Origin of the sequence: Shinella sp. M31, assembly GCF_049199205.1 — a bacterium.
Lineage (GTDB): Bacteria > Pseudomonadota > Alphaproteobacteria > Rhizobiales > Rhizobiaceae > Shinella.
Genome location: NZ_JBLZPH010000103.1, coordinates 26840 through 43746, shown reverse-complemented (window position 1 = coordinate 43746; position 16907 = coordinate 26840). Strand labels below are relative to the sequence as shown.

Sequence of the window (16907 nt, the reverse complement as noted above, 5' to 3'; positions counted from 1 at the left end):
CCACCCAACATACGACACAGGAGACAAGACATGAGCGGCAAGAAAATCCTCATGCTGACCGGCGAATTCACCGAGGAATACGAAATCTACGTTTACCAGCAGGGGATGGAGGCTGTCGGCCATACGGTGCATGTCGTCTGCCCGGACAAGAAGGCCGGTGACCGCATCAAGACCTCGCTGCACGATTTCGAAGGTGACCAGACCTATACGGAAAAGCTCGGCCACTATGCCGATATCAACAAGACGTTTTCCGAGGTCCGGGTCGAAGAATACGATGCGGTCTATGCGGCGGGCGGCCGCGGTCCGGAATACATTCGCACCGACAAGCGCGTCCAGGACATGGTTCGCCATTTCCACGAGACCGGCAAGCCGATCTTCACCATCTGCCACGGCGTGCAGATCCTGATGGCCGTGCCCGGCGTGCTGAAGGGTAAAAAGGTTGCCGGCCTCGGCGCCTGCGAGCCCGAAGTGACGGCCGTCGGCGGCATCTACATCGACGTGAAGCCCACCGAGGCATATGTCGATGGCAATATGGTTTCGGCGAAAGGCTGGACCGGGCTTGCCGCTTTCATGCGCGAATGCCTCAATGTGCTGGGAACGAAGATCACGCACACCTGATCTTTGCACGATGCGCGTTGATCCGCCCTCGCATCCCGATGCGGGGGCATCCACGGATAGAATGCGAAGGCAACGCCGTGTCGAACCAGGCTTGGCGGTCTGACCTACTCAAAGACTTGAGCGCTGGCTATCGTTTTGACCAGCAGTGCTGCGGATACCGCGCCGGGGTCTGCATGGCCGAGCGAGCGCTCGCGCAAGCGGGCGGCCCGGCCCTTCGTGGCGATCATGGTGGCGGTCGCGGCCGCGCCGTTTTCGGCAGCGGTCCGAACGTCTCGCCAAAAATCCAATGCCGAACGATTGTTGGCGACCGCTGCTGTCGCGGCTTCTGCGGCAGGCAGCCAGACGTCGAGCATCGTCTTGTCGCCACGCTGCGCCTTGCCGCGATCGCGGATGCCTTCAGAAATAGCGACCAGCATGTCGCGGAAGGCTGAAAGGTCCAATTGGTTGCAGCCGGCAAGCGCTTGAGCGGCGCGGCGGAAGCCCGTTGCATAAAGTGGGCCGGTGGAGGCGCCGACGGCATCGAGAAAGCCGCTCGCCGCGGTCGACATCACATCGGAAGGGCTCGCGGCGTCGAGATCAAGCGCGGCCAATGCCGCCGTCACCGCCTTGAAGCCGATCGACATGGTGATGCCATGGTCACCATCGCCGATGGCGCCGTCCAGTTCGGAAAGGTGATCCTTTTCCGCCTCGATGACGTCGGCCATCCGTTCGAACATCCGGGCCAGCACGCGTGCGGCAGTTTCCGACATGTCTTCCTCCCTTGGACGCAAGCGGCGTCAGCCCTTTGCCGCTTTGTCCGTCTCCGGCGCATTGATGGTCAGGATCGCCGTCTGGCATGGATGGTGCAGCAGATCGGTCAACTGGCGGTCGAGATGCAGAATCGAGATCGAGGCGCCCACCATGTCGAGCGAGGTGCAGTAATGCCCCACCCAGTTCGCGTCGATTTCGATGTTCTTGGCGGCGAGCCGCTGTTCGACCCGGCGATAGAGGATGTAGAGCTCCATCAGCGGCGTGGCGCCGAAGGAGTTGACGAGAACCGCCACCTTGTCGCCGGGCTCGGCTTTCATCTCCTTGAAGATATTGTCCATGATCGCATCGACGATCTCGTCGGCGGTGCGCACGCGCTCGCGCGACACGCCGGGCTCGCCATGGATGCCCATGCCGAGTTCCATGTCGTCGGGGCCGATCTCGAAATTGTGCCGCCGCGTCTGCGGCATGGAGCAGGATTCGAGTGCGACGCCGACCGTATAGGTGCGGTCATTCGCCTTGCGGGTGATGGCCTCGCATTCGCCGAGCGTCATGCCGAGATCGCAGGCCGCGCCGGCCACCTTGAAGACGAAGAAATTGCCGGCGACGCCGCGCCGCCCTTCCTTGTCCTCGACGGGCGACGAGGCGATGTCGTCGGTCGTCAGCACTGTGCGGATCGGGATACCCTGTTCTTCGGCAAGCTCGGCGGCCATCTCGAAATTCATCACGTCACCGGCATAGTTGCCGTAGACAAACAGCACGCCTGCGCCGCCGGAGGCCGCCACGGCGCATTTGACGATGGGGTCCGGCGGGGGCGAGGAGAAGATATTGCCAAGCGCCACCGCATCGGCAAGCCCCTTGCCGACATAGCCGACGAAGCAGGGTTCATGCCCCGTGCCGCCGCCGATGACGAGACCCACCTTGCCGGGCCGCGGGCCGTCGCGCGCGACGAGAGCGCGGCGAGAATTCCCGACCGTTTGCAGATACGCCTTGTGCGAGGCGATCAGGCCGTCCAGCATCTCCTCAACCACATCATTGGGATTGTTGAGGAATTTCTTGACGTGGGTGCGGTAGCTATTGGCGACGGGCGTACTTTTCTGGCGCTGCAGGAGCTTGCCGTCGAGGCTGGTGACACCATCGGCGCGCAGGATGCCAGCACCCGTCGCCGCATCCGTGACCAGCACATTGGCATAGCCGCCGCGCAGCGCCGCAAGCAGCGCCGGGACCTTGTCGAAGCCGCCGGCCACGGCGACACGGGTGCCGATGGCGCGCAGCATTTCGAGCGAGATGCCGATGGTGCGATCGTCGAGCGGGCCGGCGACCGGGCGGCCGCGCTCGTCGATGAACCGGCCGGCGAGAACGCCGGCGGCACCCTTGGCGAGATAATGCTGAAGCGGCACGGATTCGAAGAAGCCGCTGGTGTGGATCGTCGAATTGGGGCGCAGCGACGAGATGCCGAAGACGATGCGGTTGGCGCGCGCCAGCGTGTCGAACTGCTCGCGGATCAAGGGTTCGGCCAGCAGCAGGTCGTGTATTTGCGCCGAGGCTACGACGGCGGGGGCGGTGATGTTGACGCAGCGCGCGGAGATCGCCCGTGCGAGGGCTGCGGTGGTCAGTTCCGGCGTATAGGCGAAACTTGCGGTGGTGCCGCCCGTGGCCTGCACGACCGTCACGTCCTGCAAGGCGCCCATCTCCAGATGTTCGCCGACGGAGAGGATCGTGCGCCCCCAGGCGACGGCGATCGTATCGCCGGACTTGATCATCTTGGAGAGCGCCTGCGCGCCGGCGGCCCCGAGCCGGCCGATCAGCGGGCGGCTGTCGTCGTCGTTGGGCACGACGAGGCAATCGGCCAAGCCGAAATGACGCTTGAGTTCCTGCGCGATGGTGAGCGAGGCGAGGCGGGCGGGTTCGATGGAGATGTTGACGATGCCCTTTTCGCGGGCGTCGGCGAGGTAGCTGTTGACGGTGGCGCGCGACACGCCCATCGCCTCGGCGATCTCGCCCTGTGTCATGCCGTCTTCGTAATAAAGCCAGCAGGCCCAGACATAGGGGTCGTCGCCATAGCGCAGCGGAATCGTCTCGATGCCCTCCGGCCCGTTGCCCCGGCCGGGGCCGCCCTTGCGCGGTGCGGAAGTCTTCAATGCCATCGGTTTCGCCGGTCCCCCATCAGGCGGCGACCATGAAAGCAACGCCGCCGGTTTGCAACATGCCTCGGCAAAAAAGCGGTGCGCGACCCGTCACGATGGACAGGCCGCGCATCCCGGGAGGAACTTTGCGCCTGTCTCAGGCAAGCCGGACGCGTGCGCCGTCCGACAATTCCTTCAGAATGATGGCGCAGGAGGTGGCGCCGGCATCCAGGACGCCAAGCGACCGTTCACCCAGGCGGCTGGCCCGGCCGATCTTGGCTACGAGATTGATGGTCGAGTCGCGGCCGGCCTCGGCTGCGGCGACGAGCGCCTCAAGCGCCTCGCCGAACGACTTGCCGTCCGCCGTCGCCGCGTCGAAGGCTTCGACCGCGGGCACCAGGGTGTCGAGCAGCGTCTTGTCGCCGACCTTGGCCGATCCAATCGACTGGATACCGGCGAGGCCGGCATGCAGCATTTTGCTGTAGGCTGCGGCATCGACCTTTTCGGTGCCTTCGATGGTTTCGGCGAATTCCGTGAACATGACGCCGTAGAGGGGGCCCATCGAGCCGCCGATCTCCGTCATCAGAACGGTGCCGAGCGTGTCGAGAGACTGGGCGAGCGAGGCGTCCTTGCCCTTCAGGCGCTCGGCAGCCATACCGAAGCCCTTGGCCATGTTCACGCCGTGGTCGCCGTCGCCGATCTTACCGTCGATCTCGCTGAGATAGGCGCGGTTCTCGACGATCCGTTCGGCCATCGACAGAACGATGGCGCCGGCGGAAGCATTGTCGAAAGTCTGCATCTTGTCTTCCTCCGTTACAGGATGATCGTGCAACGCGTCTCGACGTCGAGCAGCGTCTTTAGTTCGTCGTCGAGCGCCATGACGGTCAGCGTCGCGCCGACCATTTCCAGCGAGGTGAAGTAGTTGCCGATCCACGTCTTCACGATCTTCAGGCCGCGCGCCGAAATCTCGCTCTCAATCGTATCGTTGAGGATGTAGAGTTCGTTGAGCGGTGTCGCGCCCAGGCCCGAAACGAGCACGGCGACCTCGGTGCCCTCCGGCAGGTCGTGATCGTCGAGCACGATCTTCACCATGTCCTTGGCGACCTCTTCGGCCGTCTTCAGCTTTTCGACGCGCACGCCCGGCTCGCCATGGTGGCCGATGCCGACTTCCATCGTGCCCGGATCGATCTGGAAATTCGGATGGCCGACGGCCGGCAGCGTGCAGGGACCGAGACCGACGCCAATCGAGCGGCAATTGTCGATGGCCTTCTGCGCGGTGGCGCGGACCTCCTCGAGGCTGGCGCCAGTCGCGGCCTTGGCGCCGCCCATCTTCCACATGAAGATCTCGCCGGCCACGCCGCGGCGCTTCTCGCGCTCGGCCGGAGGAGCGGAGCAGACGTCGTCATTGGCAACGACGGTCGCGACCTCGATCCCCTCCTTGGCGGCAAGCTTCGTCGCCATCTTCACATTCATGTTGTCGCCGGCATAGTTGCCGTAGAGCACGACGACGCCCTTGCCCGCATTGGCTTCGCGGATGGCGTCATGGAAGCTTTTTGCGGTGGGCGACGAGAAAAGTTCGCCGACGGCGACGGCATCCAGCATGTTCTTGCCGGTATAGCCGATGAACGCCGGCTCGTGGCCCGAACCACCGCCCGTGACAACGCCGACCTTGCCGGCAACGGGGGCATCCCTGGCGACGACGACGCGCGGGTTTTCCGCTAGGCGCACGATGTCCGAATGGGCCTTGACGAAGCCTTTGACGGTATCCTCGACCACAAGGTTGGGATCGTTGATGAAACGCTGCATGAAAACTCCTTGAACTTTCGCGGTCGAAGAGACCCGAATATTTCCCAATCTTGACCGCGCGCCCCACGGGATGCGCACCCTCTCTTCAGGTTTGCCGCCACATTCGCCGGAATGGATCCGGCGGTGCGGCACCGCGCGAAAAACTTATCGAAACAATCTGCGGGACTGCCCTGCATCGCCATGGCAATTGGCTCCTCCACTGGGTGCCCCGACGAAACTTTCTGATTTCGGGTTTACAAATAACATAACTTGTTAGACAAATGTCAACACAAGAGAATGACAGATGACGAAATTCGGTTGTCATATGTAGAGTTTCGAATTCCGCGATGCGAAGTGCCTGAACTGCCGCCTCTTTCGAAAGGCTGATTTTTCAGCGTTGTGAATGGCTCCGGATGGTCTTCGGCGGACGTGATATCGGCTCTATTGACAAGTGCTACATGTATCTGACACATGTCAGGGAGTGATGATCTGCTAGCGCGCGAAGTGCCATAAAGGCATGGCAGGCCGGGCTGGATGGTCATGGAGGAGGATAAGCGATGAGTTTGCGACTGGATCGGCAGACACTTTTTCTGGCAGCCATCAACGGCCTCGTCCTGGTCGCCGGTGCCTTCCTGGCCGGGCGCGGTTTCCTCGATAGCTATAATTTGCAGTCGATGGCGGCCCAGGTTCCCGAGCTTGGTTTGCTTGCCCTTGGTGTGATGCTGGCAATGGTGTCCGGAAACGGTGGCATCGACCTCTCCGGCATCGCGCTTGCCAATCTCGCCGGCATCGTGGCGTTCGGCATTGCCAGAACGCTTGTCCCGGTGGCCGACGATCCGCTGCTCTTTTCCTGGATATTCGCTGCCCTGGCGCTGGTGATCGGCCTTGCCGGTGGTTTTCTCAACGGGATGATCATCGCCTATGCAGGCCTGACGCCGCTGATCGCCACGCTCGGCACGCAGCTTCTCTTCACGGGGCTTGCGATCTATCTCACCAACGGTTCGGCCGTCGGCATGGGCTATATCGAGCCGCTCGACGACTTCGGCAATCTGCCTGTTTTCGGTGTTCCGCTCTGCTTCGCGCTGTTTCTGGTCATTGCTGCGGCGCTTGGATTCAGCCTCGTCTACACGCGCTTCGGCGTGCAGCTCATGCTGCTCGGCAGCAATGCAAAAGCGGCCCGCTATGGCGGCATCAACGAGCGGCGTATGCTGCTCGTCACCTATACGATCTGCGGCGTTCTGGCGTCGGTTGCCGGTATCATCATCGCCGCGCGCAATTCGTCGGTGAAATGGGACTACGGCAGCTCCTATGTCCTGATCGCCATCCTGATCGCTGTTCTCGGCGGTGTTAAGCCCGAAGGCGGTCACGGCAAGGTCATATGCGTGCTTCTGGCATCGACGGCCCTCCAGATCCTCTCCAGCCTGTTCAACTTCATGAACATCTCGAACTTCTTCCGGGATCTGGCCTGGGGCCTGCTGCTGCTCATGCTTCTGGCATCGGCGCGCGTCAATTTCGGCATCTGGCTCAAGCCCAGTCGCTAGCCGGTTTCCGGCGGCGATCGCCCCTCGGGCGATCGCGGTAACCAAATCCCATAACCGCATCTGCCATCAGGCAAGACGGGGAGGGGAGACGTGAATTTGCTCACTTAAACGGAGGAGACGTATGAGCATGATCTCGAAACTCGCAGCCGGCACCATGCTGGCAGGCCTCATGGCAATCGGCGCGGCGCACGCCGAAGACAAGCCGACGATCGTTACCGTGGTGAAGGTGACCGGTGAAAACTGGTTCATCCGCATGAACGAGGGTGTCGATGCCTATGGCAAGGACAATCCGGGCGTCGACGCCAGCCAGATCGGCCCGGCGAAGGCGGATGCTGCCCAGCAGACCCGCATCATCGAAGACCTGGTCGCCAAGAACGTCTCGGCAATCGCCGTCGTTCCCATGGACCCCTCGGCTCTCGAAGGTGTTCTGCGCCGTGCTTCCCAGCGCGGCATCAAGGTCATCACCCACGAAGGCGACAGCCTCGTGAACACCGATGTCGACATCGAAGCCTTCGACAACAAGGCCTTCGGTGCGCGCATCAACGAAAAGCTGGCCGAGTGCATGGGCAAGTCCGGCAAGTGGTCGAGCTTCGTCGGCTCGCTCGGCAGCCTCACGCACAACCAGTGGGTCGATGCCGGTGCGGAAAATGCCAAGCAGTATCCGGAAATGGAGCTGGTTGCCGAGAAGAACGAATCCTTCAACGACGCCAACCGCGCCTATGAAAAGGCCAAGGAAATCCTGCGCAAGTACCCTGACATCAAGGGCTTCCAGGGCTCTTCCGCCATCGACGTCATCGGCATCGGCCGTGCGGTCGAGGAAGCCGGTCTTCAGGACAAGACCTGCGTCTACGGTCTCGGCCTGCCGAAGGACACCGGCCCGTATCTTGAAACCGGTGCCGTGGACCAGATCTTCTTCTGGGATCCGAAGGATGCCGGCTATGTCATGAACAAGGTCGCCGATCTCGTCCTGAAGGGCGAAGAGATCAAGGACGGCATGGACCTCGGCGTGACCGGCTACAACAAGATGACCGTCACGAAGGGTGCGGGCAAGGGCATCATCATCCAGGGCCAGGCCTGGGTTGATGTCGATAAGTCCAACTACAAGAACTACCCGTTCTAAGATCGTATACGGACGCGGCGGCCCATGTCGCCGCGTCCGCATTGCCGCGCCTTCCAGTCTTAGCCGTTCAGGATTTCTCGATGAATGCCGTCACGCCCTCAGCATCGGCCGATAAACCGCCCTTCCTCGAGATCAGGAACGTCAAAAAATCCTTTGGCGGCGTGCGCGCCCTCAAGGATGTCAGCCTGACCATCGAGGCCGGCAAGATCTACCATCTGATGGGAGAGAACGGCTGCGGCAAGAGCACGCTGATCAAGATCCTCTCGGGTGCTCAAAAGGCCGACGAGGGTGAAATCCTGATAGACGGCAAGCCGGCCGGTGCCGTTGCCGGCGATCTCGGCGCGATCGGCGCTTTGGGCGCCGGTATCGAGACGGTCTATCAGGATCTCTCCCTGCTTCCCAATCTTTCGGTCGCCGAAAACGTTGCCTTCACGGAGCAGCTTGTGGCGTCTTCCGGGCGCCTTGCCCGGCGCCTCGATCTTGCCACGCTGCACGCGACGGCGCGCCGGGCGCTGGCAGACGTCCATCTGCCGACGGACCGCAGCTTTCTGACGCGGCGCACGGATACGCTGCCGCTCGCCACCCGCCAGCTCGTCGCCATCGCGCGGGCCATCGCATCCGATGCGCGGCTGGTGATCATGGACGAGCCGACCACCTCGCTCACCCGGCAGGAGGTCGAGAACCTGATCAAGGTCGTCGCGCGCCTTCAGGAGCGCGGTGTTGCCGTGCTCTTCGTCACGCACAAGCTCGACGAATGCAAGCAGATCGGCGGGCGAGCCGTCATCATGCGTGATGGCGTGAAGGTGACCGAGCTGGACGTCGCTACGCACAGCAAGGCCGAGTTCAGCCATTGGATGACCGGGCGCGAAATCAGCGAGACGCGCTACCGCACCGATCCGAAACTGGGTGATGTGCTGCTGAAGGTAGACGGCCTTTCCAAGGGCACCGCGTTTGCGGATGCGAGTTTTGAAGTCCGTCGTGGCGAAATTCTCGGCATTACCGGCCTGCTCGATTCCGGCCGGAACGAGCTTGCACTCGCGCTGGCCGGCGTGTCCCCCGCCTCCCATGGCACGATCCGGCTGGACGGCAAGACGATTGCGCCACAGTCGGCGGCTGAAGCGATCGGCCACGGCATCGGTTACGTGCCGGAAGACCGGCTGACCGAAGGCCTGTTCCTGGAAAAACCGATCCAGGACAACATCACGCTGCCGATCCTGGATCGCCTGAAGAATGCCTTCGGCATCATCAGCGCCGGCCGGGCGCGCCGCACCGCCGAGGAAAGCGTGCGCGACCTCCAGATCGTCGCGCCCGACGTCTCCGCGCCGGTCCAGTCCCTTTCGGGTGGCAATCAGCAGCGCGTCCTCATCGGCCGCTGGCTGACGATCGATCCGCGGCTGTTGATCCTGCATGGCCCGACGGTTGGGGTGGATGTCGGGTCGAAGGACACGATCTTCCGCATCATCCAGCGGCTCGCCGACGGCGGCATGTCGGTCATCATCATCAGCGACGACCTGCCCGAATTGCTGCAGAACTGCGACCGCATCCTCATCATGCGCCAGGGCCGGATCATTTCCGACGACAGTGCCGTGTCCCTCGATGAGGACAGCATCTACCGCGCCATGGCCGGACATACGAAGGAAACTATCTGATGAGCGACGCGATTTCCGTTTCCGGTGTAAGGGATCAGCAACGGAGCCTCGGTCGGCGATTGTGGGACATTCTGGGTGCGCGCCCGGAACTGTTCACGCTCATGCTCGTGGTGGCGACATGCGTTGTCGTCATCATCGCCAATCCCGATTTCCTGCAGATGAGCAATCTGGTGGATATCCTGCGCGCCTCCGTCGTGCGTGGTCTGTTCGCGATGGGCGTGCTGGTCGTTCTGGCAGCCGGCGGTATCGACGTCTCGTTCACCGCCATTGCCGCATTCGTCATGTATGCGCTGACGATGCTCGTCATCAATGTTGCGCCGGGCATGCCGCTGGTGGCCATTCTCGTCATCGCCGCAGCCGGCGGTGCAGGGCTCGGCGCGCTGAATGGCCTTCTGGTTCACAAGCTCAGCGCGCCATCGCTCATCGTCACGATCGGCACGCAATACGTCTATCGCAGCTTCCTGCTGACTTTTGTCGGCACCGCGCTGTTCATGAACATTCCGGCGGCGATGGACAGCCTGGGCAAGGCATCGCTTTACACGCATGTCTCGTCGAATGGGGTCGCCTCGGCCTTGCCGGCAACGGTGCTGGTGCTTGCCGTCGCCGCCCTCGTGACGTGGTTCATCCTCGAGCGGACCCTGATGGGGCGTGCCATCTTTGCGGTCGGCGGCAACCCGCAGATCGCCGAGCGGCTCGGCATCAAGCTGTTCACCGTGCGCGTCTTCGTCTTCGCCTATGCGGGCCTGCTGGCCGGCGTCGCCGGTGTCGTCCATGTCGCGAGCAACCGGCTGGCGAACCCCTTCGATCTCGCCGGCATGGAGCTCGAAATCATCGCGGCGGTGGTGCTGGGCGGTGCGCGCATCACGGGCGGATCCGGCTCGGTGGTCGGGACGCTCCTCGGTGTGCTGCTCATCACCCTCGTCAGCAACGTCCTGATCTTCGTCGGCATTCCCAGCACGTTGCAGCTCTTTATCGTCGGCCTGTTCATCCTTATCGCCGGCACGATCTTCACACTGCGCAACCGCGGGTGAACATATTTGAAAATGGGAGGTTTTCGTGGCTCATGATGTTTCCGTCGTCGGGCTTTACATTCTGGACGTGCTCGGCCGGCCGGTCGATGCGATACCGGAGGGCGGCAATGTCGATTTCATCGACGAAATCCGTCTGACCGTTGCCGGCACGGCGGGTGGAACGGTCGTCGATCTGGCGAAGCTCGGACTGAATTGCCTGGCGGTCGGCGCCGTGGGTGAGGATGAAAAGGCCGATTTCGTTCTGGCCACCTTGCAGCGCTTCGGTGTCGATACCACGGAAATGCAGCGTCTCAAGGGCGTGCCGACGTCAGCCACCATCCTGAACATTCGCCGCAACGGCGATCGTCCTGCGCTTCATGCCCGCGGCGCATCCGACCATTTCGACGTTCCTGCCGAGCGCCTCGATGCGGTGCTGGCCGCGCCGATCGTGCATCTCGGCGGTACGGGGCTTCTGGCAAAACTCGACGGCGAACCGAGCCGCAGGCTGCTCGCCGCAGCCAAGGAACGTGGGCGCATTACGACCTTCGACCTGCTCGGCGCCAATGACGGTACGCTCGGCCTCATCGAGCCGCTGTTCCCGCATATCGATTATTTCATGCCGTCCATCGAGGAGGCAAAGCAGATTTCCGGTGCGGCCGATGTCGAAAGCGCGGGGCGGTTCTTCCTCGATCGCGGTGTGAAGCATTGCGTCTTCACGCTCGGGGGAGATGGCGTCTGCTTCATGGATGCGGCGGGCGCCGTCGTGCGCGAGCGGGCTTTCGAAATCGAGGTGGTCGACACGACCGGCTGCGGCGACGCCTTCGATGCCGGCTACATCACGGCGCTTCACCACAAGATGGACCTGATCACCGCGCTGAATTTTGCGCAGGCGAGTGCCGCGCTCGTCGCCACCGGTCTGGGTTCGGATGCGGGCATCCGCTCGTTCGATGAAACGCTGGCCTTCATGAACAGCGCGCCGCGCAAGGCTGCATGACAGCGGCTCATAGGGCGGCGCCTGCCGTCGCCCTAGCCTTGCAGCAGCTGCTCGGCAGACGCCATATCGGTGACGAGATGGGTGGCATAACCACCCTTCAGGACGGCGCGGATCGCGTCCGTCTTGTTGGCGCCGCCGGCCACGCACAGGCGGCGCGGCAGTCTGCGCAACTCGTCAAGCTCGATGCCGATGACCCGACTGTCGAAATCGCGGGTGATCTGCTGGCCCGCATTGTCGAGGAACCGGCATATGAGCACCGCGACCGCGCCTTCTGCGGCATATGCATCGATCTCGGTATTGTCTGTGACGTCGGCGATGCGCATCGTGCTGTCGGGTCCAAGCGCGCCGACGCCGAAGACGATCAGATCGGCCTGGCCTATGCGTTCGAACTGGCGGCGCAGCACCGGTTCGGCCATCAGCGCATCCCGCAATCCTGCCGAACTCAACACCGCGGGAGCCACCATATTGACGCTGACGGCGCCCATATTGCGCGCCATGATGGCGGTGCAGAATTCAGCCGAGAATGCCTTGTTGCCGGTCGATGCGCCGGTGACCTGCACCACGCTCAGCCCGTCGAGCGGACGCGGCAGTTCGAGGGCTTCCGCGACGGCGAGAACCGTCTGTCCCCAGGAAACGCAGATCGTATCGCCGGGCTTCGTCAGGCGTTCGATCAGGCGGGCGCCGCCGGCGCCGAGCGCCTTGAGCATCGCTGTCTGGCTTTTCTCCTCCGTACCTGGAAGCACCATGACCTGTTCGAGGCCGTACTTTTCCGCAAGCCTGCGGGAAATGTCCGTGCGCGTGGCGACCTCCGCATTCATCAGGATGCGGACGATCCCGCGTTTGCGTGCTTCCTGGAGGTAATTGACGATGGTCGCACGCGAAACGCCCAGAAGTTTGGCGATCTCGTTCTGGGTGAGTTGATCCTCGTAATAGAGCCACGTCGCCCACACGACGGCGTCGTCGAATTCCGCCGGAGTTGGTTGCGCAGTCGGCGCGAGGTCGTCCCGTTTCATGAAGCGTTTCCAGTGAGGTCTCTGCGATTGACTGACACGAATTGCGGAGTCGATCAACCATGCGATATGGCGCATTGACTAATGTCATAATATGATGGCAATTGTAACTCGAGCTAATTTGGGGATGGCGCGTTGCGGCTTTGCCCCGCTGACAGGGCGCACATGTCGCCCGCAAGGGAGTTCTTATGCAGTCGAAATGGTCGCAAGCGGAGTTTGATGCAGTCGTCGGTGCCTATGAGCAGGCAGGCGTCGACCGTGACGTTGCAATCCGCACCTACACGACACGCCTTCTCGGCTCGGTGCCGCAGCTGGTGCTGCATGGGGGTGGCAATACGTCGGTCAAGACCACGCTGATCGATCATGACGGTACGCCGGTCGAGGTTCTTTGCGTCAAGGGCAGCGGCTGGGACATGGGCAAGATCGAGCCCGCGGGTCTTCCCGCGCTCCGCCTTGCGCCGCTGAAGGCCATGGTTTCGTACGAGACGCTGAGCGATGACGATATGGTCATGCTACAGCGTCGTCTTCTGCTCGACCCTGCTGCACCCAACCCGTCGGTCGAGGCAATCCTTCACGCCATCCTGCCGTTCAAGCATGTCGATCACACCCATGCCAATGCGATCGTCGCCCTGACCAACCAGCCGAAGGGCGAAGCAATCATCCGCGACCTGTTTCCCGAGATGATCATCGTGCCCTATGTGATGCCGGGCTTCGATCTTTCAAAGGCCTGCCTCGAAGCGTTTTCCAAGCGACCGGATGCACCCGGCATGATCCTGTTGAAGCATGGCATCTTCACCTGGTCAGACGATCCGCGCGAAGCTTACGAGAACATGATCGCGGCCATTGACCGGGCGGAAAAGCGCATTGCCGAGGGCGAAACCTCTCCGTTCGGACGCTTCGTTGCAAAGGCGGAGTCGCTTGCATCCGTTTCCGATATCGCGCCGATCCTGCGCGGCGCGATCGCGCTGCCGGGACCGGAGGACGGGCGTTTCCGGCGCTTCGTGCTCGAACATCGCGCCAACGATCGCATCCTGGATTTCTGCGGCGCGCCGAATGTCGCGGATCTCGTTCGACGCGGGAATGCGACGCCCGAACATGTCATCCATATCAAGCGGTTTGGCATCGCGCTTCCGGCGCCGCAGGCCAACGAGCTTGAAACGTGGGGCGAGAAAGTGACGGCTGCGGTCTCGGCCTACATCTCCGACTACAAGGCCTATTTCGAGCGCAACAATGCCCGTTGCGGCGGCGGCAAGACAATGCTCGATCCAATGCCGCGTGTCTTCTACATAGAGGGTATCGGCCTGTTTGCTGCTGGCCCGACGCAGAAGGCGGCGCGGATATGCGCCGACGTTGCCGAAGCCACCATCGAGGTTATCCGAGGCGCCGAGGGGATCGACAGGTTCGAGGCGCTTTCCGAAGAAGACCTGTTCGATATCGAATATTGGTCTCTGGAGCAGGTAAAGCTGGCCAAGCAGGTCGAGAAGCCCCTGACACGCCAGGTCGCGGTTGTCACCGGCGGAGCCGGCGGCCTCGGGCTTGCGGTCGCGGAAGCGCTCCGGGCACAGGGCGCGGAAGTTGCCCTGATCGATGTCGACGCCGACCGTGCCGAGAGCGAGGCGCGGCGTCTCGGCGCGCTTGCGGTTGCCTGCGACCTGACGGATGAGAAAGCGGCCGTTGACGCGATCGCAAAGGTGGCCGAGACCTATGGCGGGATCGATATTCTGGTCTCCAATGCCGGAGCGGCTTTCCAGGGCGCACTGCTCGATGTTGCAGACAGCACTTTCAAGGCCGCCTTCGACCTGAATTTCTGGAGCCACCACTATATCGCTCGCGCAGCGGTGAACGTGATGCGCAAGCAGAAGACCGGTGGTTCGATCGTTTTCAATGTCAGCAAACAGGCGGTCAATCCGGGATCGGACTTTGGCCCCTATGGCACCTCCAAGGCGGCCTTGATGGCGTTGATGCGCCAATATGCACTGGAACATGCCGCGGACGGGATTACGGTCAACGCCGTCAATCCCGACCGGATCAGAACGCGCCTCATGACCGATGCAATGGTCGAGGAGCGGGCCCAAGCACGCGGCGTCACACCCGAGGTCTACATGCGCGGCAACCTGCTTCAGCGTGAGGTCACCGCAAACGACGTCGCCAATGCTGTCCTTCACCTTGCCACGGCCCGCACCTCGACAGGGGCCGTGATCACGGTCGATGGCGGCAATGTGCCGGCGATGATGCGATAGCCGACGGGCTTTCGGCTGCCTGCCTAGCGGGCCGCCATGCGCGCGATGATCATTTCTGCGATCGGCAAGGCCGAAGTGGCCGCGGGGGACGGGGCGTTGCAGACATGCAGCATCCGGTCCGTTTTGGCGAAAAGGAAGTCGTGGATCAGGGTGCCGTCCTTGTGCACCGCTTGCGCGCGGATACCGGCCTCATACGGAAGAAGGTCGCTCAGGTCGAGGCTTGGGCAATACTTCTGGCATTCCTTCAGATATCCGGCCTTCCAGAAGGAGTTTCGGAATTCCTGAAGGGCCGACTTTCGATGAGAAAACGCGGTTTTCCAGAAGCCGGGAAAGCGCATGATATCGACCGTGTCGGAAAGATCGACGGAAAGGCGCGGATACCCCTCGCGCGCAAAACCGATGACCGCATTCGGCCCAACCGTCACGCCGCCATCGATCATGCGCGTGAGATGTATACCCAGAAACGGCAAGGCCGGGTCGGGGATGGGGTATATGAGGTGGCGGACGATGGCGTTCTTGTCGGGAGGGAGGCGATAGTATTCGCCGCGAAAGGGGATGATGCGATGGTCGATCGACAGGCCGGCCGACATCGCCAGCCGGTCCGATTGCAGCCCGCCGCACACGATTAGTTTTTTCGCCTGCCAGCGCTTGCCTTCGCAATCTATATCGACGGCGACTTCTGTCTCGCGGATGCCGGATACCCGGGTCGACAAGTGGATTTCGCCGCCCAGGGCTTCGACACGACGGCCCATGGCGCGGCATATTTCGGAATAATCGACGATGCCGGTCGAGGGAACGAGAAGTGCGCCCAGACCACGGACATTCGGTTCCCGCTCTTTCAATTCCTCGGCACCAACCCTTGCAACCTCGATGCCGTTTTGTCTCGAGCGTTCGTAGAGTGCCTCCATTCTCACAACTTCGGCAGCGGATGTCGCGACGAGGAGCTTGCCGCAAACATCGAAACGGATGCCATTTTCAGCACAGAATGTTTTGGTTGCCACAGCGCCCTTGCGGCAAAGCTCTGCTTTCAGGCTGCCCGGCGGGTAGTAGATGCCGGCATGGATGACGCCGCTGTTGTGCCCGGTCTGATGCTTCGCGAGCTGATTTTCCTTTTCAAGGACAACGAGACTGCTGCCCGGCATGGTTTCGAGAAGCCGCATGGCAGTTGCGAGGCCGACAATACCACCTCCGATAACGCAGTAGTCGAAGATCATGCCAAACGCTCTCGATTCTCGCGCCTCATCCTTGCCACCGCGTGTTTACATTGCCTCAAGCGGGGGCAAGCAGATAGCTCCGCCCTGCCGCATTGAACAGGTGCAACTTGGTCTTGTCTGCCGTGAAGCGCACCTTCTCGCCACGCTTGACATCGAGGATGCCGGGGATCTTGGCGATGATCGGCTCGTTGGCAACGAGGCCGTCGATATAGAGCAGCGTCACCTCGCCGAGCGCCTCGACGATCGACACCGTGCCTTCGAAGAGAAAATCCTCGCCTGTCGTGATCTGCAGGTCCTCCGGCCGCACGCCGAAGCTTGCGGTCTTGCCGACTTCGGAGGCGGCCGTCGGGATATCGACGCTGGAGACGCGGCCGCCCGTCAGCTCGACCGAGGTCGCGGCACCGGCCGCCGTGATCTTCGCCGGGATGATGTTCATCGCCGGTGAGCCGATGAAGCGGGCGACGAACAGGTTGGCCGGTCGCTCGTAGAGCTCCAGCGGCGGGCCGACCTGCTCGATATGACCGGCCGAGAGCACGACGATGCGGTCGGCGAGCGTCATCGCCTCCACCTGGTCGTGTGTCACGTAGATCATCGTCGTATCAGCCATCTGCTCATTGAGCTTGGCGATCTCGATGCGGGTCGCGACGCGCAAGGCCGCATCGAGGTTCGACAGGGGCTCGTCGAACAGGAAGACCTTCGGATTGCGGCAGATGGCGCGGCCGATGGCGACGCGCTGGCGCTGGCCGCCCGAGAGCGCCTTGGGCAGGCGGTCGAGATATTTCGTGAGCTGGAGGATTTCGCCGGCCGAGCGCACGCGGCGGTCGATCTCCTCCTTGCTCTCGCCGGCGATGCG

14 protein-coding genes are annotated in these 16907 nt (G+C 62.5%); 7 read left to right on the top strand and 7 right to left on the bottom strand.

All coding sequences use genetic code 11. The features are described from left to right. The first annotated feature begins 30 nt into the window (after positions 1-30). Positions 31-618 (top strand): DJ-1/PfpI family protein, encoded by a 588-nt coding sequence (locus tag ACOZKU_RS17885; protein ID WP_314094365.1) that lies wholly within the window; start codon positions 31-33, stop codon positions 616-618. A 104-nt stretch (positions 619-722) separates the two neighbouring features. Here ACOZKU_RS17885 and dhaL (ACOZKU_RS17880) read toward each other — a convergent pair whose 3' ends face one another. The 4 genes from dhaL (ACOZKU_RS17880) to ACOZKU_RS17865 all read right to left on the bottom strand — a co-directional run bounded on the left by dhaL (ACOZKU_RS17880) (position 723) and on the right by ACOZKU_RS17865 (position 5297). Beyond that, on the bottom strand, positions 723-1367 hold the full coding sequence (gene dhaL / locus ACOZKU_RS17880; RefSeq protein WP_421580010.1) for a dihydroxyacetone kinase subunit DhaL: 645 nt from the start codon (positions 1365-1367) through the stop codon (positions 723-725). Between the two features lie 27 nt (positions 1368-1394). Further along, positions 1395-3512, bottom strand: coding sequence for a bifunctional sugar-binding transcriptional regulator/dihydroxyacetone kinase subunit DhaK (locus ACOZKU_RS17875; protein ID WP_421580009.1), 2118 nt, complete (start codon positions 3510-3512; stop codon positions 1395-1397). Positions 3513-3648: 136 nt separating this feature from the next. Next, positions 3649-4290: a dihydroxyacetone kinase subunit DhaL gene (dhaL, locus tag ACOZKU_RS17870; RefSeq protein WP_421580008.1), complete on the bottom strand. Its 642-nt coding sequence runs from the start codon at positions 4288-4290 to the stop codon at positions 3649-3651. Between the two features lie 14 nt (positions 4291-4304). After that, positions 4305-5297 carry a dihydroxyacetone kinase subunit DhaK gene (locus tag ACOZKU_RS17865; protein ID WP_421580007.1) on the bottom strand — a complete coding sequence of 331 codons (993 nt, stop codon included), beginning with the start codon at positions 5295-5297 and terminating at the stop codon, positions 4305-4307. Positions 5298-5833: 536 nt separating this feature from the next. On the opposite strand from ACOZKU_RS17865, the gene ACOZKU_RS17860 reads away from it, so the two are divergent. The 5 genes from ACOZKU_RS17860 (at position 5834) to ACOZKU_RS17840 (ending at position 11590) form a co-directional block, all read left to right on the top strand. Then, on the top strand, positions 5834-6817 hold the full coding sequence (locus tag ACOZKU_RS17860; RefSeq protein ID WP_421580006.1) for an ABC transporter permease: 984 nt from the start codon (positions 5834-5836) through the stop codon (positions 6815-6817). A gap of 121 nt (positions 6818-6938) precedes the next feature. Further along, entirely contained in the window at positions 6939-7937 is a 999-nt protein-coding gene (locus tag ACOZKU_RS17855; RefSeq protein WP_314094355.1) for an autoinducer 2 ABC transporter substrate-binding protein, read from the top strand. An 80-nt stretch (positions 7938-8017) separates the two neighbouring features. Beyond that, on the top strand, positions 8018-9586 hold the full coding sequence (locus ACOZKU_RS17850; RefSeq protein WP_421580005.1) for a sugar ABC transporter ATP-binding protein: 1569 nt from the start codon (positions 8018-8020) through the stop codon (positions 9584-9586). Further along, complete coding sequence (locus tag ACOZKU_RS17845) at positions 9586-10617, top strand: ABC transporter permease (RefSeq protein ID WP_421580004.1); 1032 nt, start codon at positions 9586-9588, stop codon at positions 10615-10617. Before ACOZKU_RS17850 ends, ACOZKU_RS17845 begins: the two co-directional genes overlap by 1 nt. 25 nt (positions 10618-10642) lie before the next feature. After that, entirely contained in the window at positions 10643-11590 is a 948-nt protein-coding gene (locus tag ACOZKU_RS17840) for a sugar kinase (protein WP_314094348.1), read from the top strand. A 32-nt stretch (positions 11591-11622) separates the two neighbouring features. Here ACOZKU_RS17840 and ACOZKU_RS17835 read toward each other — a convergent pair whose 3' ends face one another. Then, on the bottom strand, positions 11623-12603 hold the full coding sequence (locus tag ACOZKU_RS17835; RefSeq protein WP_421580003.1) for a sugar-binding transcriptional regulator: 981 nt from the start codon (positions 12601-12603) through the stop codon (positions 11623-11625). 185 nt (positions 12604-12788) lie between these two features. On the opposite strand from ACOZKU_RS17835, the gene ACOZKU_RS17830 reads away from it, so the two are divergent. Next, positions 12789-14840: a bifunctional aldolase/short-chain dehydrogenase gene (locus tag ACOZKU_RS17830; protein ID WP_421580002.1), complete on the top strand. Its 2052-nt coding sequence runs from the start codon at positions 12789-12791 to the stop codon at positions 14838-14840. A gap of 23 nt (positions 14841-14863) precedes the next feature. Here the strand turns inward: ACOZKU_RS17830 and lhgO are convergent, their stop codons facing one another. Continuing rightward, entirely contained in the window at positions 14864-16051 is a 1188-nt protein-coding gene (gene lhgO / locus ACOZKU_RS17825; RefSeq protein ID WP_421580019.1) for an L-2-hydroxyglutarate oxidase, read from the bottom strand. Between the two features lie 58 nt (positions 16052-16109). Further along, a partial coding sequence (locus tag ACOZKU_RS17820; protein ID WP_421580001.1) for an ABC transporter ATP-binding protein occupies positions 16110-16907 on the bottom strand: 798 nt, incomplete at its 5' end.